We start from the raw sequence: 21,102 nt of genomic DNA, 5'->3' as shown, positions 1-21,102 counted from the left end.
TTTCCCCCAATTTTGCATAACCGTAATAGAAAGTAGGAGAGTATGGTGAAATTAAAGAAAACAATGAAAAAAATAGGCAAGATTTTTCTCTGTTTTTTGCTGGTGGTTGCGCTGGTAAATATACTTGCACCTCTTTTTTGCAAAAAACCAGATGGAAAATATGCAAAAAATCTGCAGCAGACAGAATTTACTTCTGAGACAGCAGGGGCAGAAAGAATCCGCTGTATCGATGATAACGAAGAAGCACTTTTGTGGCGGCTTCGAATGATTGGTACAGCAAAAGAAAGCATTGTGCTGTCCACCTTTGATCTGCGCGCAGATGAAAACGGCACTAAGCTTCTGGCTGCGCTGAATCATGCTGCGGACAAAGGGGTAAAGATTCAGCTTTTAATTGATGGAATTTATCAGCAGCTATTTTTGTCCGGAAACAGTGATTTCCAGGCACTGGCGGCGCATGAAAATGTGGAAGTGGGAGTTTATAATCCAGTGACTCCACTAAATCTGTTTAAGCTGAACTATCGTATGCACGACAAATATTTGATTATTGATGAGAAAATATATCTGCTTGGCGGACGCAACAGCAACGATATTTTCCTGGGAGATCAGACTGAGGACATTAATGTGGACCGGGATATTCTGGTGTATGATACTTCTGAAGGAAAGGGCGAGTCCTTGCTGCAGCTTGAGGACTATTTTCACAAAATCTGGAATGAGGGCTGTGTAAGCATAAGAACAAGAAAACAGTCCTCGAAATATACAGATCAATACCAGAACATGGAAGAGCTGTATACTTCTCTACTGGAAAAATATAATGATATAGAAACCTATAGCACATGGGAGAAGGATACGGAAGAGGCCAATAAAATTACCCTGATTCATAACGGAACCCAGGCGGGGCGAAAAACTCCTCAGGTTCTTCAGGCAATTCAGTATCTGTCTGAAAATGCAGACTATGTGATTGTACAAACCCCATATGTAATCTGTAACGGCTATATGTATACTGTTTTGCACGAGATAGCGGATCATGCCAAGCTGCAGATCATACTTAATGCAGTGGAAAAAGGTTCAAATCCATGGGGCTGTACAGATTATCTCAATCAAAAGCGAAAAATCTTGAAAACCGGAGCAGATGTTTATGAGCTGATGAACGATTATCCGGTGCATACAAAGACAGTGCTGATTGATAATCGTCTGTCTGTGGTAGGGTCATACAATCTGGATATGCGAAGCACTTATCTGGACACGGAGCTGATGCTGGTAATTGACAGCGAGAAACTGAATCAGCAGATTCGCACAACAGAAAATGCTTATATGGAAAAGAGCAAAGAAATCCTGGCAAATGGACAGGAAACAGAAGGGGCAAAGTATGAGAAAAAGATACTGACCTGGCAGAAGAAATTATTCTATGGAGCGCTGAGGATTATTATTCGTCCGCTTCGTCAGCTGCTGTAGCACCCTTGTCCGGGCAAAAACTTTCGCAAAGAAAGAAGGTGAAAATTTAAATAAATAGCAAATTAGGAATTGATTTTTTGTCCAAAAGCAGTTAGAATGACTTTTGGAAAGAAAATAAATTTCTTTCATAAAAAATATGAAAACAAAGGCAGGTGAACAGAATGGATAGTTGCGATTCTCATGGGCGAAGTAGTTGCATAGGATGGAAAAACGAAATGGCAGATGAGCACCGCGCACATTCTGTTCTTCTTTAATTTCTATAAATTATCGAATTCCATTTCTTTTTTTGATCCTATGAATTCCAAGCGTAATTGCGGCACGTTGAAGGCAGTACAGTAACATTCTTTGGTGACATGAATTAGTCTGCTCTTTTTTCGTGCGTGTATTTGTGTGCTTTCCGGGCGAAAAATATTTTGCCTGGATGACTTCATATGCCCTGTGAGGGATCCAATATTCCCTTAATGAGCAGGCAGTGTAAGCTGTTTATACTGTAATAATGCTCTCCCGCGGATTTTTTATATCCGTATAAAAAAACATAAGACAGATCCATAATATTGAGAATCTGATTTATGAGAGATTGGAGAAAGCAGGATGGAAAAAAGAGTGCAGGATTACACCCAGGACATTCTGGCTGTAATCAGAAGTAATACCTCTCCGGCTGCCATGAGCAGCAAGCTGGAGGACTTTCATGCCAATGACCTTGCAGATGCAATGCCAAGGCTGACTGTACAGGAGCGTTACAAATTATATCGTATCCTGGATATTAATATGTTGTCCGATATTTTTGAATACACAGATTCGGACAATGCTGCAGAATATGTGAAAGAGATGGATGTAAAAAAAGGAGCAGCCATTCTTTCACGGATGGAGACCGATGCCCTTGTAGAGGTTCTCCAGAAAATTGAAAAAGCGAAGAAAAAAATCCTGGTGGAGCTGATGGATGACGATGTCCGTCATGACATTGAGATGATCGCATCCTTTGATGAGGATGAAATCGGAAGCCGCATGACTACCAATTGTATTATTATCCGTGAGAATCTGACTGTAAAACAGGCTATGAACAGTCTGGTAGAGCAGGCTGCCAAGAATGATAATATTTCCACTATTTTTGTGGTGACAGAATCTCAGAAGTTTTATGGAGCCATTGACCTGAAGGACCTGATCATTGCCCGTCAGGACAAGTCACTGGAAGATTTGGTAGCTACTTCTTATCCGTATGTATATGCAGAAGAAGATATTGATGATTGTATTGAAGAACTGAAGGCGTATTCCGAAGACTCCATTCCTGTCCTGGATAATGACAATCGTCTTCTTGGTGTTATTACTTCATCTAATATCATTGACCTGGTTGATGATGAGATGGGAGAAGATTACGCCATGCTGGCAGGTCTTACTGCAGAAGAGGATTTGAAGGAGCCGCTGAAAGAGAGTATGAAGAAGCGTATGCCGTGGCTGATTGTTCTTCTTGGTCTTGGAATGGTAGTATCCTCTGTGGTTGGTGTGTTTGAAAACGTAGTAACACAGCTTCCGATCATTATGGCATTCCAGTCACTGATTCTGGATATGGCAGGTAATGTAGGTACCCAGTCTCTGGCGGTTACCATTCGTGTACTGATGGATGAGTCTCTTACCGGAAAACAGAAGCTGGAGCTTGTATTTAAAGAAATGCGAATCGGTCTTTGCAATGGTGCACTTCTTGGTATTTTGTCCTTTGCGTTGATCGGACTTTATATTTACTTCTTCAAGGGAAAAACATTGGTATTTGCATATGCAGTATCCGGCTGCATCGGAGTAGCCCTTCTTCTGGCTATGCTGATCTCAAGTGCAGTGGGAACCTGTATTCCGCTGTTCTTCAAGAAAGTGGGCGTGGACCCTGCAGTTGCTTCTGGTCCATTGATTACCACTGTCAACGACCTTGTGGCTGTTGTGACATATTACGGACTTGGCTGGGTGTTCCTGATCGGAGTGCTGCATTTGGCAGGCTAAGAGAAAATAATAAAAGAGGAGCAGGCAGGAAAGCCCTTCGTGAAAAGAAACGAAAATGGAATTGTTTCTTTTCACGAAGGGCTTTTGGTTTTGGAAAATAGGATTAAGGAGGAGTTTCTTATAGAAGAAATGTTTTGCAAAATTTATCAACAGAATTCAATACGTTAATTTGACAAAATACAAGGAAGTTAGTAAAATGGATGTAACTTCCAGAATCCAGGCGGCAGTGGGCTGGCGGGTAATTTCTGGTATATGGTTGGAGGCAGAAAATCTTTTGCATCTGACATCATTAATAGAAAAAGCGAGGTTGGATTGAAATGAATACATGGGAAGCAAATATTCGCAAAGTAGTACCGTACACCCCGGGAGAGCAGCCAAATGAACCGGATATGATCAAGCTGAACACCAACGAGAATCCATATCCACCAGCTCCGGGGGTAACAAAGGCCCTTAAGGAGATTCACACAGACACTCTCCGTCTTTACCCGGATCCGACAGCAGGTGATCTGGTACATGCAATTGCACAGAATTACGGACTGAAGGATGAGCAGGTATTTGTAGGCGTTGGCTCAGATGATGTGCTGGCCATGAGCTTTCTTACCTTTTTCAATTCAGAGAAGCCTGTTCTTTTCCCGGATATCACTTATTCCTTCTATGATGTGTGGGCAGACCTGTTTCGCATTCCGTATGAGTGCAAGGCTCTGGATGAGAATTTTTGCATCCGCAAAGAGGATTATTTCGGGGAAAACGGCGGAATTATTTTCCCAAATCCAAATGCGCCTACAGGGGTGGAGCTTCCCCTCTCTGATATAGAAGAAATCCTGCAGCACAACCAGGATGTGATCGTGATCGTGGATGAGGCATATGTAGACTTCGGCGCCAGATCAGCGCTGGAGCTCATCGACAAATATGAGAATCTGCTGGTAGTACAGACCTTCTCCAAGTCCCGCTCCATGGCTGGAATGCGAATCGGTTTCGCGTGCGGAAATGCGCAGCTGATCAAATATCTCAATGATGTGAAATATTCCTTTAACTCTTACACCATGGATCGCACCACTTTAGCCACAGGCGTGGCTGCCATTGAAGATCAGGCATATTTCCAGGAGACTTGCGCTAAGATCATTGCCACCAGAGAGTGGACCAAGAAAGAACTGGCAGCGCTGGGATTTTCCTTCCCGGATTCCAAAACGAACTTTATTTTCGCTTCCCACGAAAGCTGCCCGGCAAGTGAACTGTTCGGGGCTCTTCGCCAGGAGCACATTTATGTAAGATATTTCCCGAAGCCAAGAATTGACAATCACTTAAGAATTACTGTGGGAACACAGGAAGAGATGGAGAAGCTGATTGAATTTTTGAAAAAATACCTGAAAAAATGAGAAAGAAAAATGGAATGAAAAAAAGTGTATTATGTCTGATCCTGACGGCGTCCATGGCAATGTCGGGAATTCCCGTTGCAGCGGAAGGGTTCTCAGATGGAGAGTCAGCATGGGCAAGTGAGAACGCACAGGAAGGGAACTCCTGGGAAGAAAATGAGATAACGAATTCCTCTGTTGAAACAACCGAAACAGGTGAAGATAGTTCTTCATCCGCCGAGGATTTGGGAAATGAAGCAGATGAGAAACCTGAAAGTGATGCAGCACAGCAGTCTTCCGATCAGGCAGCATTTTCTGATGGAAAAACGGAGGTACTGGACGGCTTTGGAAGCCTGGATACAGACACCGGCTTTTTAGATAGTGAGACTGCAGAGGAAGAAACCGGGACAGATGGGGAAGAAGAGGGGACGCTTACGGCAGAAGAAATCGAAGCCCAGCTTGCGCCTATCCGGGAGCTTGCGCCCATCAGCTATGTAGATCCACCGGAAGGGGATGACAGTGACACTGCCAGCGTAGGCGGAGCAAGAGCCACTTCCTATCCGGCGAAATATGACCCGAGAGGAAGCCTGGCCCTTCCTGTCCGTAACCAGAAGCCATCCAACATGTGCTGGTCATACACTCTGGCAGCCAACCTGGAAATCTCTTTCCTGCGGGCTGGAGCAGGATTGTTTGATCTTTCCGAGGAGCATCTTGCCTATTTCTTTGCCAACAGACAGAACGATCCTCTTGGAAATACCCCGAATGACAGGAACAAAGTTCTGCATTCCTACCGGGATGGCGGCAACCAGACGTTAGCAGCAATTTTCCTTAGCTCCTGGAGCGGTATGGCACTGGAATCCCAGGTGCCTTATGAGACAAATGCGGACCACACCCTGGATTCCGATGCGGTTCCATCTTCCGGTATGGCATACAAAACCACTGCATACCTGGAAAATGCCGCATTTTCCTCCTACTCTGTGGCAAAGATCAAAAACCTGATTTCGGAATACGGATCTGTTTCCATGTCCATTGGCATGTATGACAGCTGCTACAACCCGAAGACGTATGCGTACAGCTATTCTGGAAATGCAGGCGTGAACCATGCGGTAACCCTGGTGGGCTGGGATGATAACTTTGCAAAGGAGAATTTTAATTCCAGCTGCAATGTGACTTCAGACGGAGCCTGGATTGTGCGGAACAGTTGGGGAGAGCAATGGGGCGATAAGGGATATTTCTATATTTCTTACGAAAATAAATGCAATTATAATATCGTAGCAGCAGAAGCAGTCACAAATCCAAAATACAGAAACAATTATTTTTATGACGGTTCCTGCGCTTTGAGCAAACTGAAGCTTTACCCGTCAGGAAGTGGCGGCATTTCCTCTGTTTCCAATGTTTTTCAGGCAAAGGCAGGAAAAGGCAAAGGGGAAGCTCTGGGAGAAGTGGTTCTGTCTACTTATACAGATGGCGGCTCCTACAGCATTCAGGTCTACACCAATCTGAAGGATCAGAGCAACCCGGTAAGCGGAACGCCTGCGTACAGTACGCCAGTGACTTTTTATCAGGAGCATGCGGGGATTTCGACGGTGCAGGTTCCGGAAGTGAATCTGATCAGCGGAACTTTGTATTCCGTAGTGGTTACCAACATTGGTTCCGGTGCTGTGGAATACCTGTGCGAAACCAACAATTCCTATAGCTGGGTGGAATTTGCTGCAGACCTGAAAGCAAATCAGAGCTTCTGTTATCATGAAGACAATGGCTGGAGTGATTTTTCCAAGACCAGTCCCAGTGCCTGCGCAAGAATCAAGGCTCATACCAGAACGCTGGACAGTGCTGTCGCAGTAGGAAAGCCTGCTTCGTTTGCGGCGAAAGCAAAGGCATATAATCAAATTGCCCTGACCTGGGAAAAGGTTTCCGGTGTTTCCGGCTATCAGGTATACCGAAAGGAAGAGGGCGGAAGCTACAGGAGAGTGAAGACTGTATCCTGGAAGGAAAGTTCTTGGACGGATACAAAGGTGAATCCGGGAATTACCTGTACCTATCGGATCCGGGCTTACAGCGTGGTGTCTGGGACTGCTAAATATTCTGCCTACAGTTCTGCTGTATCTGTGAAAACAGCGTTATCCAGACCCTCTGTTTCCGTGAAGGTTTCTTCTGATCTTTCCAACACGGTAAGCTGGAAGAAGATTGCAGGAGCTTCCGGCTACCTGGTTTACCGGAAAACAGCTTCTGGAAAATGGACGAGAATTGCCACTATTACGAAGTCCTCCACAATCACATATCAGGATAAAAAGATCAGTGCCAATACAGTGTATGAATACACGGTGCGAGCCTATCGGAATGTGAATGGCAAAAGGGTGACAAGCAGTTACAGGTCCAGCGGAAAATACAAATCCGCACCGGCCAGACAAACCATCACTTCCATTTCCAATGCAAAGAAAGGTTTGCTTCTGAAATGGAAAGCACAGAAAAAATGTGATGGGTATTATATTTATCGAAAAGTGGGAAACGGCAGCTATAAGCTGGCAGCAACCATCAAAAAAGGAAGAACTGCATCCTGGACGGATACCAAGGTGACAAAAGGCAGGAAATACCAATATTATATATGCGCCTATGTGAAAGAACCAAAAGGCGTGGTGAAGAGCAAATACAAAGTTTCTTTCCAGGTTCGCAGAACGAGGTAGAAGGAAGCTCCTTACAGGAGCTTCCTTTTTAACATACGGCTTTAGCCTGTTCAAAATGTCTACGCATCGTGTATTATGCAGGATAAACTTAGCGTAAAAGAATATTAGGACCCTTTTAAGGGTTAAGGCGAAGTAGTACAAATGCCCTTTTAAGGGCGGCGACGAGTCAAGAGCAATGTGGCTGGAGCAAAGCGAAATCCAGCGCCTTGAGACGCTGGCCTAGCATTAAAGGCTTATAGCCGTCCTACGAGCCACCCGTTTCACGGGTGGGGGCGACTTTTCGGATGCCGGTGTCGATGACGTCAGATATGTGTCGACAAATAAGTCTTGCAATCAAAAAGTTCTGGTGTGTATAATATAGGGCAAAGGCATTCATTTGCAATTGATATGGACAGAGTGCCGATAATGTGCTATGATAAGCAATATTAGATTAAATATTCATTTTTTTGTTCAACATAAAATTTCTGTCCTATCAGACATTTGTATCCCGTAGAAAATGAAATGTAATTTAGAATGATAATGAGTCGAAGAGGTAGATGGTTGATGAGAGAAAAATACGAATCGTTACCCCTGGTGGAGCTGAAAGCGCTTGCGAAAGCCAGAGGACTGAAGGGCATTTCTACTATGAGAAAGCCTGAATTAATTGAGCGTATGCTGGAAGAAGACAAAAAAGAAGCTGCTGAGAAAGAAGCAGCGAAGCCGGAAGAGGTGAAAAAAGAAGCTTCCGATATGGTACAGGACGCTCCTGCAGGTACACCTGTAAGAAGAGAGCCGGAAGCAGCCCCTGTGAAAAAGGAAGAGCCCGCAAGAACCCGGACCATTGTAAGAAGAAATCCGGAATTTCGCGGCAGCTATGCAGCAAGAGGTGAGAATACAGGACGTCAGAATGGCTACAGCAACGCCAGACAGGACAGCCCTGCAAGGCAGGAGCCGGTCATTCGCCCTGTAGAAGTTGTTCCTCCTGCAGAGACCAAAAGTGAGGAACCAGAGCAGATTCGCGAGAATGCCGAAGGACATGCTGAGCATGTAAGCAATACTTATCACGTTCCTGCAGAGACCGTCCAGCTGGACAGCGGTGAGCGTGCCAACGGTATTCTGGAAGTTATGCCGGATGGCTTCGGCTTCATCAGAAGCGAGAACTATCTTCCAGGTGAGAATGACATTTATGTTTCCCCGTCCCAGATCCGGAGATTTAATCTGAAGACCGGAGATATTATCCAGGGAAATATCAGGATCAAGACCCAGGGTGAGAAATTCAGTGCCCTTTTGTATGTGACATCCATCAATGGTTTCCATCCAAGCGAAGGTCAGAAGAGATACAATTTCGAGAACATGACCCCCATTTTCCCGGATGAGCGTCTGATCATGGAACGTCCTGGCGGAACCACAGCCATGCGTATTGTAGATCTGATCAGTCCTATCGGAAAGGGACAGCGAGGCATGATCGTTTCCCCGCCTAAGGCAGGTAAGACCACCCTTCTCAAAGACATTGCCAAGTCCATTTTGAAGAATAACAAGGACATGCATCTGATCATTCTTCTCATTGACGAGCGTCCGGAGGAGGTTACTGATATCAAGGAAGCAATACAGGGACCGAATGTAGAGGTTATCTATTCTACATTTGATGAGCTTCCGGAGCATCATAAGCGTGTATCTGAGATGGTTGTGGAGCGTGCACGCCGCCTTGTAGAACATAAGCAGGATGTTGTGATCCTTCTGGATTCCATCACCAGACTGGCAAGAGCCTATAACCTGGTCGTTCCTCCAAGCGGAAGAACTCTTTCCGGAGGTCTTGACCCGGGAGCACTTCATATGCCGAAGCGTTTCTTCGGTGCAGCCCGCAACATGCGTGAGGGAGGAAGCCTTACCATTCTTGCTACTGCACTGGTTGACACCGGAAGCAAGATGGATGATGTGATCTACGAGGAATTCAAGGGAACCGGCAATATGGAGCTTGTTCTTGACCGCAAGCTTCAGGAAAAGCGTGTATTCCCGGCAATCGACATCCAGAAATCCGGAACCAGACGTGAGGACCTTCTTCTGAGCAAAGATGAGCAGGAAGCTGTGTACATTATGCGAAAAGCCCTTAACGGAATGAAGTCTGAGGATGCGGTAGAACAGATCCTGAACATGTTTGCCCGTACTCGAAACAACGCAGAATTTGTGCAAACTGTAAAAAAACAGAAATTTTTATAAATAACTTGCATTTCTCATAACAGCATGCTATAATCAGTAGGCTGTGTAAAGTGTGAATTCGTCAGATTCAACGCAAATAAAATAGAATAAATATAGAGAGGTGAAAATCATGAGAGAAGGAATCCATCCGAATTACTATCAGGCAACTGTAACCTGCAACTGCGGTAATACTTTTGTAACAGGTTCTACCAAGCAGGACATCCACGTAGAAATCTGCTCCAAATGTCATCCGTTCTATACAGGACAGCAGAAAGCTACTCAGGCTCGCGGACGTATCAATAAGTTCAATGAGAAATACGGCCTGAATAAATAATTTGAATATTACTGAATGAGAAGGTTGAGGTTGGGAAATCTCAACCTTTCTTTGTTACTGCCGATTTACTATGAAAGTCCCAGACGGCAGCCAAGAATGAGCCATGCTTCGCATGAGTGAATTCTTGGATATCGGATGGGCTAGAGCGTGTTTGAAAAATCATTCCCGCAATCTGCACGCCCCACTTTGCGGTATATTTTGCCCGAATTCAGTTGCCGTAGCCCGCTACGGCGCCCTCATCCGGACAAAATCTCCCACAAATTGTGACGCACATCTTGCAGAAAGCATTTTTCAAACATACTTTCATTATGGTGATGTCGCCGGCAGGCGACATGTCCGATTTACAGGAGGATAAAATGAAACCATCAAATATCGGTGGACAGGCTGTTATGGAAGGAATTATGATGCGTCATAAGGACAAGTACTCCATTGCAGTCCGCCGTCCTGACAATGAAATTGAGCTGAAAGTAGAAGACTACAAATGTATTTTCGGCAAGGCCAAGATCTGGAGAAAGCCCATTATCCGCGGAATGGTAAGCTTTGTGGATTCCCTGGTAACAGGTACCAAGTGCCTGATGTACTCCGCAGAGATCGCAGGAGATGAGGAAGACGAGGAGGAAGCTAAGAAAAATGCCTCCCTCTCCGCTGAAGAATTAGAAGCCAAGAAGAAAAAAGAGGACAAGGCATTCAAGGCACTGCTGTATGTGACCGTTGCCATTTCCATTGTCATTTCCATTGCGGCATTTATGCTGCTTCCCTATGTGCTGGCAAGCCTTTGCCGCAAGGTTGGGGCATCTGAAGTTATCGTTACCATTGTAGAAGCTTTTGTGAAGCTGGCACTGTTTATGGGATACATGCTTCTGATCTCCAGAATGAAGGATATTCAGAGAACCTTCATGTATCATGGCGCAGAGCACAAATGCATCAACTGCGTGGAGAACGGCAAGCCCCTTACCGTAGAGAATGTGCTGGAGAGCTCCAGATTTCACAGACGCTGCGGTACCAGCTTCCTTTTCCTGGTTATGCTGGTAAGTATTTTCCTGCACTTTATCTTCGTGCTGGTGCCATCCTACTGGCTGCGCCTTTTCGGACGTCTGCTCATGGTGCCCATCGTATCCGGAATCTCCTTTGAGATCATCCAGTGGGCTGGAAGAACGGACAGCAAGTTTGCCCTTATGATGAGCAAGCCGGGAATGGCAATGCAGAAATTTACCACCAAGGAGCCTACAGCTGATATGGCAGAGGTTGCCATCAAGGCAGTAGAAGCCGTGTTTGACTGGAGAGCATACTTAAAAGAAGAATTTGGTCTGGACATTCCATATGAGAATGAGAATCCAGAAGGGGAGAGTCAGGAGCATGCATCTGAAGCAGGTGCTGCCAAATGACATCCCTGGAAGCATTATTAAAAGAAGGAACGAAAGTTCTGGAAGAAAAGAAAATCCAGGAAGCCAGGTTAGACGCTTGGCTTCTTTTGGAGTATGTGACAGGCGTAAGCCGCGCTCTTTATTTTGCTGACCCGAAGAAAGCGGTAGAGGAAGAGAAGGCGGAAGAGTACAGAAAGCTGATCGTCTTAAGAGCCGGTCACATTCCTTTGCAGCACATCACCCATCAGGCGTATTTCATGGGCTTTGAATTTTATGTGGATGAGAATGTGCTGGTTCCAAGACAGGACACAGAGACGCTGGTGGAGAAAGCACTGGAGATTCTGGAGAATCAGGAGAAACCGCGGATCCTTGACATGTGCACCGGATCAGGCTGTATTTTATTAAGTCTTCTTGCCATGAAAGAGGGGGCATCCGGAACAGGCGCTGACATTTCCCCTCTCGCCCTTAAGGTGGCGAAACAGAACGCAAAAGGGCTGAATGTGGCAGATCGGGCGGAATTTGTGGAAAGTGACTTGTTTTTATCACCTTTTTTTGCAGAAACTACTGGTAAAGCACTGCCAGTATATGATATTCTTATTTCGAATCCCCCTTATATCAGAAGTGCAGTGATCGAGGATCTTATGGAAGAAGTGAAGGGACACGATCCCAGAATTGCGCTGGACGGCCATGAGGATGGATTGTATTTTTACCGGAGGATCGTATCGGAGGGTAGTGCCTATGTGAAAGAAAATGGCTGGATGCTGTTTGAAATCGGATACGACCAGGGGGAGGATGTGTCGAAGCTGCTTGAGAAAGCCGGTTTTCGCCAGGTGCAGGTGATCCAGGATCTGGCAGGACTGGACCGGGTAGTGATCGGACAGAAACCCCATAGATAAAAGAAAGAAATAACAGGAGGAAAACCATGTTTGACAAGTTGGATGATTTGCTCATACGTTTCGAGGAAGTTCTGAACGAGCTTGGTGAGCCGGATGTAACAGCGAACCCGGATCGTTTCCAGAAGCTGATGAAAGAACAGAGCGACCTGCAGCCAATTGTGGATACCTATAAGGAATATAAGAAAAATAAAGAAACCATTCAGGACAGTCTTTCCATGCTGGAAGAGGAGAAGGATGAGGAAATGCGTGAGATGCTCAAGGAAGAGCTTTCAGACGCCAAGAAGCGTGTGGAAGAGCTGGAGCATGAGCTGAAGATCCTGCTTCTGCCGAAGGACCCTAACGATAACAAGAACGTTATCGTGGAGATCCGTGCAGGCGCAGGCGGAGATGAGGCTGCTCTTTTTGCGGCTGAGATTTACAGAATGTATGTGAAATACGCAGAATCCAGACGCTGGAAAACAGAAATGATGAGTCTGAATGAGAACGGAATCGGCGGATTTAAGGAAGTTACCTTTATGATCAACGGTGCCGGAGCTTATTCCAGACTGAAATACGAAAGCGGCGTGCACCGTGTACAGCGTGTGCCGGAGACAGAATCCGGCGGAAGAATCCATACTTCCACCTGTACAGTTGCAATCATGCCGGAAGCAGAGGAAATTGATTTCCATCTGGATATGAATGACTGTAAGTTTGACGTATTCCGTGCATCCGGAAACGGCGGTCAGTGTGTCAACACCACAGACTCTGCGGTTCGACTGACCCATATTCCTACCGGAATCGTAATTTCCTGTCAGGATGAGAAATCCCAGCTGAAAAATAAGGATAAGGCTCTGAAGGTCCTTCGTTCCCGTCTGTATGAGATGGAGCTTGCAAAGCAGCACGATGCAGAGGCTGAGGCAAGAAGAAGCCAGATCGGTACAGGGGACCGTTCTGAGAAAATCAGAACCTACAATTTCCCGCAGGGACGTGTGACGGATCACCGCATTAAGCTGACCCTTCACAGACTGGATAATATTCTGAACGGTGACCTGGATGAGATCATCGACAGTCTGATCGCAGCAGACCAGGCTGCAAAGCTGAGCAATCTGCAGGAACAGTAAAAGGCGTATACCGGGAACCTTGTAAATACAAGTTTCCGGATACCATATATTAAAATAAAAAACATGGACTAAAACGGGAGGGTACACCTATGAAAAAAACAGCCCTTGTAATTATGGCTGCCGGAGTTGGAAGCCGCTTTGGAAATGGAATTAAACAGCTTGCACCAGTTGGACCAAACGGTGAGATCATCATGGATTATTCCATCAGAGATGCACTGGAAGCAGGATTTAACAAAATCGTATTTATCATCCGCAAGGATCTTGAGGAAGAATTTAAGAGCACCATCGGTGCCCGCGTATCCAAGATCGCGGAAGTAGCATATGCATATCAGGAGATGGAGAAGCTTCCGGAAGGTTTCACCAAGCCTGCAGACAGAACCAAACCATGGGGAACCGGACACGCAGTCATCTGTGCGAGAGAGTTCCTGACCGAGCCATTTGCAGTTATCAATGCAGACGATTACTATGGCAAGGAAGCTTATGTAAAGGTTCATGATTATCTGGTTCAAGATCAGCCAGAGGATGATATCCTTCATATCTGCATGGCTGGATTCCGCCTTGGCAATACACTGAGCGACAATGGAAGCGTTACCAGAGGTCTTTGCCATATTACAGACGGCAAGCTCACAGGCGTAACAGAGACTCACAATATCTTTAAGACTGCAGACGGCGCTGAGAGCCGCGAGGACGGACAGCCAGTAGAGAAGCTGGATCTGAACGAGCTGGTTTCCATGAATATGTGGGGACTGACACCGGCATTTATGGATACTTTATATAACGGATTCGTAGAGTTCCTTGAGAATGTGAAGCCGGGAGATATCAAGGCAGAGTATCTGCTTCCGGTTATGATTGATGAGCTGATCCAGAAGGGCGCTGCACAGGTAGATGTACTTGAGACAAAGGACACCTGGTTCGGCGTTACATATCAGGAAGATAAAGAAGTTGTAATCAAGGCATTTAAAGAGCTTACAGAAGCCGGAGTTTATCCAAACGGACTTTATTAATGAATATTTCAAAACTCAGATACTGCATGTATTGTGCGTTATTGGATTTTTAGGCAGAATTGCGTTATAGGAGGATAAATAATTATGGGAAAATATTTTGGAACAGACGGATTTCGAGGAGAGGCAAATGTTCAGCTGACTGTTGACAATGCTTTCAAGGTAGGACGTTATGTAGGATGGTATTACGGACGTGACCATAAGGCCAAGATCGTAATCGGAAAGGATACCAGAAGAAGCAGCTACATGTTCGAGTATGCCCTGGTTGCTGGTCTTACTGCTTCCGGCGCAGATGCTTATCTTCTTCATGTAACTACCACACCAAGCGTATCCTTTGCAGTTCGTACAGAGGATTTTGACTGCGGTATTATGATCTCCGCAAGCCATAACCCATTCTATGATAACGGAATCAAGCTTCTGAATGGAAACGGACAGAAGATCGAGGCTGAGATCGAGGAGCGCATCGAGGCTTATATTGACGGCGAGATCGAGGAGCTTCCTCTTGCCCGCAAAGAAGATATCGGACGCACCATCGACTTTGCTTCCGGACGTAACCGCTATATCGGATACCTGATCTCCATTCCAAGCCGTGACTTCAAGAATGTAAAGGTTGGTCTTGACTGTGCAAACGGAAGCTCTTCTGCCATTGCAAAGAGCGTATTCGAGGCACTTCAGGCGAAGACCTATGTGATCAACAACCAGCCGGACGGAACCAATATTAACACAAACTGCGGTTCCACCCATATCGAGGTTCTGCAGAAATATGTAGTCGATAACGGACTGGATATCGGATTTGCGTATGATGGAGATGCTGACCGCTGTATCGCAGTGGATCATCGCGGAAATATTATCGACGGCGATAAGATCATGTATGTATGCGGCAAATACTTAAAAGAGCAGGGCAAGTTAAACGGCAATACAGTCGTTACCACTGTTATGTCCAACATGGGCCTTTACAAGGCTCTGGAGCGTGAAGGAATGCGTTACGAGCAGACCGCAGTAGGTGACAAGTATGTAGCCGAGAATATGCTTGCAAACAACTACAGCATCGGCGGAGAGCAGTCCGGACATATTATTTTTAGCCGCTATGCAGCTACCGGAGACGGTATCCTGACTTCCCTGATGGTAATGGAAGCATGCGTAGACAAGAAGTCCACCTTATGCGACCTTGCAAAAGAGATGAAGGTATATCCGCAGGTACTTCGCAATGTGCGTGTAGCAGATAAGAAAACTGCCCGTGAGAACCCGAAGGTAGTGGAGGCTGTAGAAACAGCTGCTAAAGCACTTGGAGATTCCGGACGTATTCTGGTTCGTGAGAGCGGAACAGAGCCGCTGATCCGTGTTATGGTGGAGGCTGAGACAGATGAACTCTGCCATCAGTATGTAGACAGTGTTGTAGATGTAATGGAAGCCGAAGGGCTGATCGTTGGTTGAGAATGAAAATCAGAAAAACAGCAGTGATGCTTGCAGCCTGCATGGGGATGACCCTTCTGGCAGGCTGCGATAGTGAACAACAGAAGACTTTTAATGAAGCTGTGAAGGATCTGGAGCAGGGAAGCTATGAGTATGCCCTGGATGAATTTACCCAGTCTGTAAATAACGGGATCAGTCTGGCCGTTTCCTATCGTGGAATTGGAATCTGCCAGATGCGTCTTGGCAATTACGAGGACGCCATCAGTGCTTTTACCAGTGCACTTAGTTCTGATAAGGTCAGCAAAACGATGGCGAAGGATCTTTACCTGTATCGTGCTACTGCAAGGCTGCAGGCAGGGCTTTTGGATGATGCTATGGCAGACTGCCAGACGCTGGTCCAGAAGTATGAGATGGATGCAGACTGCTGGTTCCTGAGCGGCAAGGTGGCGCTTGCCATGGATGGGTATGATGAGGCTTCCTCTGATTTTGAGCAGGCCTATGGCGAGGATTCCAGCTATGACCGCGCCATCCAGATTTATGAGACCTATCTGGAAAAGGATATGGAAGCGGACGGAACCAGATATCTGGAAGCCGCCCTGTCCTCAGAGGCCAAGGATACAGATGACATGTGTGCCCGCGGCAGGATCTATTACTATATGGAGGACTACGGGAATGCCAAAACAGAGCTGACGAATGCATCCAGCAAGGGAAGCACAGAGGCGGTTCTCCTTCTTGGAATGGTTTACGGCGCGCAGCAGGATTACGTAAATGCAAGAGCCATGTATCAGCAGTACATCAATAAGATGCAGGACAATACAGAGAAGAATTCCACAAAAACAGCAGCTTCCGGTTACAATGGCCTGGCTGTATGCGATATAGCAGAAGGGAATTACGACTCTGCACTTGAGAACATTAACAGCGGTATTGCAGCTGCATCGGATGATGAAATGCAGAGCCTTCTGTTTAATGAAATCGTTGTTTATGAGAAAAAGCTTGATTTTTCCACTGCTCAGGAGAAAGCCCAGTCTTATGTAGGCATGTACCCGGAGGATGAGGAAGCGGCTCATGAGCTTGCCTTTCTGAAATCCAGGACAGGAGCTGGTGAATAAGCACAGAAGAGAATGCGCAGATTACGGAATGAGTTTTTCATATGTTTTAAGCCGCCGCACTGCGAGAAAAAAGGATCGGTAATTCACACAGGATTATCGGTCCTTTTGCAAATAAAGATTTTGTGCTATACTCAAGCAGATAAACAGAGATGCTGCCTGCAGGCAACATTACCTTATAGAAAACAAAAGTCCGAAAGGAGGATTTATGGAATATATTGAAGAGATACAGGAACGGGTGATTCTGGTGGGCGTTCAGCTGGATGAGAACGACAATGTGAAGGAATCCCTGGATGAGCTGGAAGAACTGGCAGATACAGCTGGCGCAGTGACCGTTGGCAAGATCATCCAGAACCGTGAGACCGTGCATCCCGGAACCTATATTGGAAAAGGCAAGATCGAGGAGGTACGCGCTCTGATGCTTGCCACAGACGCAACGGGAATCATCTGCGATGATGAGCTTTCCCCTGCACAGATGAACAATCTGGAGCATGAGCTGGAATGCAAGGTCATGGACAGAACCCTTTTGATTCTTGATATTTTTGCCAAGCATGCCACCACAAGCGAAGGTAAGATCCAGGTAGAGCTTGCCCAGCTCCGTTACCGTGCTTCCAGGCTGGTTGGTCTTGGCGCTTCTTTGTCCAGGCTCGGTGGTGGAATTGGAACCAGAGGTCCCGGAGAGAAGAAGCTGGAAAGCGACCGCCGTCTGATCCGCAAAAGGATTACTGCTTTGAAGGAAGAGCTTTCCCAGGTAGAGAAGCACAGGGAGCTTCTTCGCACCGGAAGAACCCGGGGCAAAATGAAGACAGCTGCTATTGTTGGCTATACAAACGCCGGGAAGTCTACCCTTTTAAATACCCTTACAGGGGCTGGGGTGCTTTCCGAGGACAAGCTGTTTGCAACCCTGGACCCGACTACAAGAGCGCTGACACTGGATGATGGACAGCAGATCCTTCTTACAGATACTGTTGGATTTATCCGCAAGCTTCCCCACAATCTGGTGGAGGCGTTTAAGAGTACTCTGGAAGAGGCGAAATATGCGGACTACATTATCCATGTGGTAGACTGCTCCAATCCGCAGGCGGAGCAGCAGATGGAAGTGGTTTATGACACGCTGCATGAGCTGGAAGTGCAGGGCAAGAAAACCATCACTTTGTTTAACAAAGTAGATGTGGGAGCGGCCATCCGCATGCGTGACAGCATGGCAGATCACACCTTGAAGGTATCTGCGAAAACAGGGGAAGGCCTGGATGAATTGAAGGCACTTCTGGGGAAAATCCTTTCTGAGGAGCAGATTTATGTGGAAAAGCTTTTCGGCTATCAGGAAGCCGGCAAGATCCAGCTGATCCGGGAATATGGACAGCTGCTTTCCGAGGAGTATACAGACAGCGGAATTATGGTGAAGGCGAGAGTTCCTCAGGAGATTCATGGGAAAATTATGTAAGGAAAGGGACAGATGCCTCTGACAATTGCATAAGTAGGTTGAAAAATTCAGAAGAAATGTTTTATATTTGAAAAACAGGAGATAAAATCATGGGGAAATACACAGATTACATTATGAAAACAGCACAGGATCTGCTTGCAGTGCCAAGCCCAAGCGGTTTCACGCATATGGCAGCAGAGTTTGTGAAAAAAGAATTCGAAAAGCTTGGTTATGAACCGCAGATTACACAGAAAGGCGCAGTTCTCGTAAAGCTGGGCGGCAAGGACGACAAAAATGCAGTAGTTCTGGCTGCGCACATGGACACCCTGGGCGGTATGGTTTGCCAGATCATGGACAATGGACGTCTGAAGCTGACCAACATTGGCGGCATGAACCCCAACAATGCGGAGGCAGAGAACTGCAAGGTTTACACCAAATCCGGCAAGGTATACGACGCAACCTTCCAGCTGGAGAACGCATCGGTTCATGTAAACGGAGAGTACAGCGATACCAAGCGTACCTATGACACCATGGAAGCCATCCTGGACGAGCCGGTGAAAACAAAGGAAGATGTGAAAAAGCTTGGAATCATGACCGGAGATTTCGTTTGCTTTGACCCAAGAACGGTTGTAACCCAGAGCGGATACATTAAGAGCCGTTTCCTGGATGATAAATTCAGCACAGCCATTCTTCTTGGCTATGCCAAATATCTGAAAGAGAAGAAAGTAGAGACTGAGCGTACCAGCTATGTTCTGATTACTTCCTATGAGGAAGTGGGACACGGCGGATGTGCGGCAATCCCGGATGGAGTAACAGAGATGATCTCTGTAGATATGGGCTGCGTCGGTAAAGGATTGGAATGCGATGAGACGATGGTTTCCATCTGTGCGAAGGACAGCATGGGACCGTACGACTACCAGGTAGTTTCCGGTCTTATTAAGGCTGCGCAGGAGAATGACATTGCATTTGCAGTGGATGTGTATCCGCATTATGGTTCTGATGTAGACGCGGCTCTGAAGGCTGGATACGATATGAAACACGGCCTGATCGGACCTGGTGTTTATGCTTCTCATGGTTATGAGAGATCACACAAGGATGGAGCGAAGAATACGCTGAAGCTTCTGAAGGCATATTTAGGGTAAAAAAATGTATAAAATTTTAGTAGTGGAAGATGACGAGACCATCGTGCAGATTGTCAAGCGTCATCTGCAGTCCTGGGGCTATGAGGTTTTTCAGGTGGAGGATTTCGCACATGTGATCCAGGAATTTGTGCAGAAGGATCCCCAGCTGGTGCTTCTGGATCTGAAGCTGCCTTTTTACAACGGCTTTCACTGGTGCGAGGAGATCCGGAAGATTTCCCAGGTTCCGGTTTTGTTCCTGTCCTCAGCGGCAGACAACATGAATATGGTTATGGCCATGAGCCGTGGCGCAGATGATTTTATTGCCAAGCCCTTTGACCTGGATGTGCTGGCTGCCAAGGTGCAGGCTGTGCTTCGGCGCACCTACGCATTCGGACAGAACAGCAGTCTTCTGGAACATAACGGCGTAGTTTTGAATCCTGGAAACGGCACCATTTCTGCCAATGGGCAGCAGGCAGACCTGACGAAGAACGAACTGAAAATCCTGCAGATTCTGTTTGAACATCAGGGACGCGTGGTATCAAGAGATGCCATTATGACCAAGCTGTGGGAAAGCGACAGCTTTGTGGATGACAATACCCTTACCGTGAACATCACAAGAATCCGCAGAAAGCTGGAGAGCCTGGGAATCCGGGATTTCATTGTAACCAAAAAAGGCCTGGGGTATATGGTATGAGAGAATATCTGAAAACCAGATGGCAGAGCTGGGTGATGGCAGCAGCAATGCTTTTGATGGCGGTGATAGTGCTTTTCCTGTATGATGTTCCACTGGAGCCTGTGGGCTATATTGCGGTTCTTGTAATCATCTGTGAGACAGGATTCCTGATCTGGGGATATTGCAAATACCGGAAAAAGCAGCAGAATCTTTTGTATATAAAAGACAACGGCGCCCTTGCACTGGAGCACATGGAGGCGCCGGAGAATGAGAATGAGGCGCTTTACCAGGACATCTGCAGGCTGCTTGATGAGGAAAGAATCAAGGCCAGGAACCAGAGCAGTGCGCTTGGCACAGAGCTGATGGATTTTTACACTATGTGGGTTCATCAGATCAAAACCCCTATTGCGGCATCCAGGCTCCTGCTTCAGGAGGAAGAACTAAATCCCGGGGAAATCCAGAATGAGCTTTTCAAGATCGAGCAGTATGTGGAGATGGTTCTGGGATATCTTCGTACCCAGGATCTGTCCTCGGATCTTTGCCTGGAAGAAGTGAATCTGGATGAAATCATAAAGGATCAGATCCACAAGTTTGCCCGGATTTTTGTTGGGAAAAAGCTGTCCCTGGATTATGAGGGCGTGGAAGAAACGGTGCTTACGGATAAAAAGTGGCTGGGCTTTGTCGTTGGCCAGATTATTTCCAATGCACTGAAATACACGAAAAAAGGGAAAATCTCCATCTATATGAGTAAAGCAAGGTCCCATACACTGGTGATTGAGGATACGGGAATCGGAATCCGCCAGGAAGATCTGCCAAGGGTTTTTGAAAAAGGCTTTACCGGATACAATGGCCGGGAAGAGGGACGTTCAACCGGAATCGGGCTTTATCTTTGCGGAAAGATCATGAAGAAACTGGATCATGGAATCCGCATAGAGTCCGAGCAGGGAAAAGGAACCAGGGTGTTTCTGGAGCTTGGCAGGAAGAAGATGGATCTGTATTAAGCACGTTGTGTGGGGATAAGG

The 21,102-nt window shown here is 46.4% G+C and carries 18 protein-coding genes and 1 pseudogene; 17 read left to right on the top strand and 2 right to left on the bottom strand.

Annotated elements, in window-relative coordinates; all coding sequences use genetic code 11:
* The first annotated feature begins 63 nt into the window (after nt 1-63).
* The 6 genes from DWZ38_RS06840 to rpmE all read left to right on the top strand — a co-directional run bounded on the left by DWZ38_RS06840 (nt 64) and on the right by rpmE (nt 9,983).
* Entirely contained in the window at nt 64-1,452 is a 1,389-nt protein-coding gene (locus DWZ38_RS06840; RefSeq protein ID WP_243000178.1) for a phospholipase D family protein, read from the top strand.
* 591 nt (nt 1,453-2,043) lie between these two features.
* Nucleotides 2,044-3,438: a magnesium transporter gene (gene mgtE, locus DWZ38_RS06835; protein WP_117851145.1), complete on the top strand. Its 1,395-nt coding sequence runs from the start codon at nt 2,044-2,046 to the stop codon at nt 3,436-3,438.
* Nucleotides 3,439-3,755: 317 nt separating this feature from the next.
* Nucleotides 3,756-4,814, top strand: coding sequence for a histidinol-phosphate transaminase (gene hisC / locus DWZ38_RS06830; RefSeq protein WP_117851143.1), 1,059 nt, complete (start codon nt 3,756-3,758; stop codon nt 4,812-4,814).
* Between the two features lie 14 nt (nt 4,815-4,828).
* Entirely contained in the window at nt 4,829-7,474 is a 2,646-nt protein-coding gene (locus DWZ38_RS06825) for a C1 family peptidase (RefSeq protein WP_181987668.1), read from the top strand.
* A gap of 543 nt (nt 7,475-8,017) precedes the next feature.
* Entirely contained in the window at nt 8,018-9,670 is a 1,653-nt protein-coding gene (gene rho / locus DWZ38_RS06820; RefSeq protein ID WP_021924899.1) for a transcription termination factor Rho, read from the top strand.
* 109 nt (nt 9,671-9,779) lie between these two features.
* The gene (gene rpmE / locus DWZ38_RS06815) at nt 9,780-9,983 is read left to right on the top strand and encodes a 50S ribosomal protein L31 (protein ID WP_117851138.1); all 204 of its coding nucleotides are present in this window, start codon (nt 9,780-9,782) and stop codon (nt 9,981-9,983) included.
* A gap of 40 nt (nt 9,984-10,023) precedes the next feature.
* On the opposite strand, the gene DWZ38_RS23365 is transcribed toward rpmE, so the two are convergent.
* Nucleotides 10,024-10,155 carry a hypothetical protein gene (locus DWZ38_RS23365; protein ID WP_334298075.1) on the bottom strand — a complete coding sequence of 44 codons (132 nt, stop codon included), beginning with the start codon at nt 10,153-10,155 and terminating at the stop codon, nt 10,024-10,026.
* On the opposite strand from DWZ38_RS23365, the pseudogene DWZ38_RS23360 reads away from it, so the two are divergent.
* Nucleotides 10,096-10,224, top strand: a pseudogene (locus tag DWZ38_RS23360) (DUF6783 domain-containing protein); the annotation flags it as partial. The gene DWZ38_RS23365 and the pseudogene DWZ38_RS23360 sit on opposite strands and share 60 nt — an antisense overlap.
* Here DWZ38_RS23360 and DWZ38_RS23355 read toward each other — a convergent pair.
* Nucleotides 10,192-10,290 carry a DUF6783 domain-containing protein gene (locus DWZ38_RS23355; RefSeq protein ID WP_317259435.1) on the bottom strand — a complete coding sequence of 33 codons (99 nt, stop codon included), beginning with the start codon at nt 10,288-10,290 and terminating at the stop codon, nt 10,192-10,194. The pseudogene DWZ38_RS23360 and the gene DWZ38_RS23355 sit on opposite strands and share 33 nt — an antisense overlap.
* 49 nt (nt 10,291-10,339) lie before the next feature.
* Here DWZ38_RS23355 and DWZ38_RS06805 point away from each other — a divergent pair, with 49 nt between their 5' ends.
* The 10 genes from DWZ38_RS06805 (at nt 10,340) to DWZ38_RS06760 (ending at nt 21,081) form a co-directional block, all read left to right on the top strand.
* Nucleotides 10,340-11,368: a DUF1385 domain-containing protein gene (locus DWZ38_RS06805; RefSeq protein WP_021926408.1), complete on the top strand. Its 1,029-nt coding sequence runs from the start codon at nt 10,340-10,342 to the stop codon at nt 11,366-11,368.
* Nucleotides 11,365-12,243 (top strand): peptide chain release factor N(5)-glutamine methyltransferase, encoded by an 879-nt coding sequence (prmC, locus tag DWZ38_RS06800; RefSeq protein ID WP_117851135.1) that lies wholly within the window; start codon nt 11,365-11,367, stop codon nt 12,241-12,243. The genes DWZ38_RS06805 and prmC overlap by 4 nt, the downstream gene beginning before the upstream one ends.
* A 26-nt stretch (nt 12,244-12,269) precedes the next feature.
* A complete protein-coding gene (gene prfA, locus DWZ38_RS06795; protein WP_021926406.1) occupies nt 12,270-13,343 on the top strand; it encodes a peptide chain release factor 1 in 1,074 nt (357 codons plus the stop codon).
* 89 nt (nt 13,344-13,432) lie between these two features.
* Nucleotides 13,433-14,347 (top strand): sugar phosphate nucleotidyltransferase, encoded by a 915-nt coding sequence (locus DWZ38_RS06790; RefSeq protein ID WP_021926405.1) that lies wholly within the window; start codon nt 13,433-13,435, stop codon nt 14,345-14,347.
* A gap of 84 nt (nt 14,348-14,431) precedes the next feature.
* Nucleotides 14,432-15,778 (top strand): phosphoglucosamine mutase, encoded by a 1,347-nt coding sequence (gene glmM / locus DWZ38_RS06785; RefSeq protein WP_117851132.1) that lies wholly within the window; start codon nt 14,432-14,434, stop codon nt 15,776-15,778.
* A gap of 2 nt (nt 15,779-15,780) precedes the next feature.
* Nucleotides 15,781-16,866 (top strand): tetratricopeptide repeat protein, encoded by a 1,086-nt coding sequence (locus tag DWZ38_RS06780; protein WP_243000177.1) that lies wholly within the window; start codon nt 15,781-15,783, stop codon nt 16,864-16,866.
* A gap of 205 nt (nt 16,867-17,071) precedes the next feature.
* On the top strand, nt 17,072-18,307 hold the full coding sequence (gene hflX / locus DWZ38_RS06775; RefSeq protein ID WP_021926402.1) for a GTPase HflX: 1,236 nt from the start codon (nt 17,072-17,074) through the stop codon (nt 18,305-18,307).
* An 89-nt stretch (nt 18,308-18,396) separates the two neighbouring features.
* On the top strand, nt 18,397-19,428 hold the full coding sequence (locus tag DWZ38_RS06770) for a M42 family metallopeptidase (RefSeq protein ID WP_117851129.1): 1,032 nt from the start codon (nt 18,397-18,399) through the stop codon (nt 19,426-19,428).
* A 4-nt stretch (nt 19,429-19,432) separates the two neighbouring features.
* Nucleotides 19,433-20,101, top strand: a complete 669-nt coding sequence (locus tag DWZ38_RS06765) for a response regulator transcription factor (RefSeq protein WP_021926400.1) — start codon at nt 19,433-19,435, stop codon at nt 20,099-20,101.
* Entirely contained in the window at nt 20,098-21,081 is a 984-nt protein-coding gene (locus DWZ38_RS06760; protein ID WP_117851126.1) for a sensor histidine kinase, read from the top strand. The genes DWZ38_RS06765 and DWZ38_RS06760 overlap by 4 nt, the downstream gene beginning before the upstream one ends.
* Nucleotides 21,082-21,102 lie beyond the last annotated feature (21 nt).

Source organism: Ruminococcus sp. AF31-8BH, assembly GCF_003460605.1.
GTDB classification, from domain to species: domain Bacteria; phylum Bacillota; class Clostridia; order Lachnospirales; family Lachnospiraceae; genus Blautia_A; species Blautia_A acetigignens.
This window is presented reverse-complemented; position numbering and strand designations above follow the sequence as displayed.

Excerpts from the sequence above, each read along its gene's own strand:
- hflX (WP_021926402.1), top strand. The coding sequence starts at position 17,072 with ATGGAATATATTGAAGAGATACAGGAACGGGTGATTCTGGTGGGCGTT.
- DWZ38_RS06770 (WP_117851129.1), top strand. The coding sequence starts at position 18,397 with ATGGGGAAATACACAGATTACATTATGAAAACAGCACAGGATCTGCTT.
- DWZ38_RS06760 (WP_117851126.1), top strand. The coding sequence starts at position 20,098 with ATGAGAGAATATCTGAAAACCAGATGGCAGAGCTGGGTGATGGCAGCA.
- DWZ38_RS06790 (WP_021926405.1), top strand. The coding sequence starts at position 13,433 with ATGAAAAAAACAGCCCTTGTAATTATGGCTGCCGGAGTTGGAAGCCGC.
- DWZ38_RS23355 (WP_317259435.1), bottom strand. The coding sequence starts at position 10,290 with ATGAAAGTATGTTTGAAAAATGCTTTCTGCAAGATGTGCGTCACAATT.
- rho (WP_021924899.1), top strand. The coding sequence starts at position 8,018 with ATGAGAGAAAAATACGAATCGTTACCCCTGGTGGAGCTGAAAGCGCTT.
- DWZ38_RS06805 (WP_021926408.1), top strand. The coding sequence starts at position 10,340 with ATGAAACCATCAAATATCGGTGGACAGGCTGTTATGGAAGGAATTATG.
- DWZ38_RS06840 (WP_243000178.1), top strand. The coding sequence starts at position 64 with ATGAAAAAAATAGGCAAGATTTTTCTCTGTTTTTTGCTGGTGGTTGCG.
- prmC (WP_117851135.1), top strand. The coding sequence starts at position 11,365 with ATGACATCCCTGGAAGCATTATTAAAAGAAGGAACGAAAGTTCTGGAA.
- mgtE (WP_117851145.1), top strand. The coding sequence starts at position 2,044 with ATGGAAAAAAGAGTGCAGGATTACACCCAGGACATTCTGGCTGTAATC.
- DWZ38_RS06825 (WP_181987668.1), top strand. The coding sequence starts at position 4,829 with ATGAAAAAAAGTGTATTATGTCTGATCCTGACGGCGTCCATGGCAATG.
- DWZ38_RS06780 (WP_243000177.1), top strand. The coding sequence starts at position 15,781 with ATGAAAATCAGAAAAACAGCAGTGATGCTTGCAGCCTGCATGGGGATG.
- prfA (WP_021926406.1), top strand. The coding sequence starts at position 12,270 with ATGTTTGACAAGTTGGATGATTTGCTCATACGTTTCGAGGAAGTTCTG.
- rpmE (WP_117851138.1), top strand. The coding sequence starts at position 9,780 with ATGAGAGAAGGAATCCATCCGAATTACTATCAGGCAACTGTAACCTGC.
- glmM (WP_117851132.1), top strand. The coding sequence starts at position 14,432 with ATGGGAAAATATTTTGGAACAGACGGATTTCGAGGAGAGGCAAATGTT.
- DWZ38_RS06765 (WP_021926400.1), top strand. The coding sequence starts at position 19,433 with ATGTATAAAATTTTAGTAGTGGAAGATGACGAGACCATCGTGCAGATT.
- hisC (WP_117851143.1), top strand. The coding sequence starts at position 3,756 with ATGAATACATGGGAAGCAAATATTCGCAAAGTAGTACCGTACACCCCG.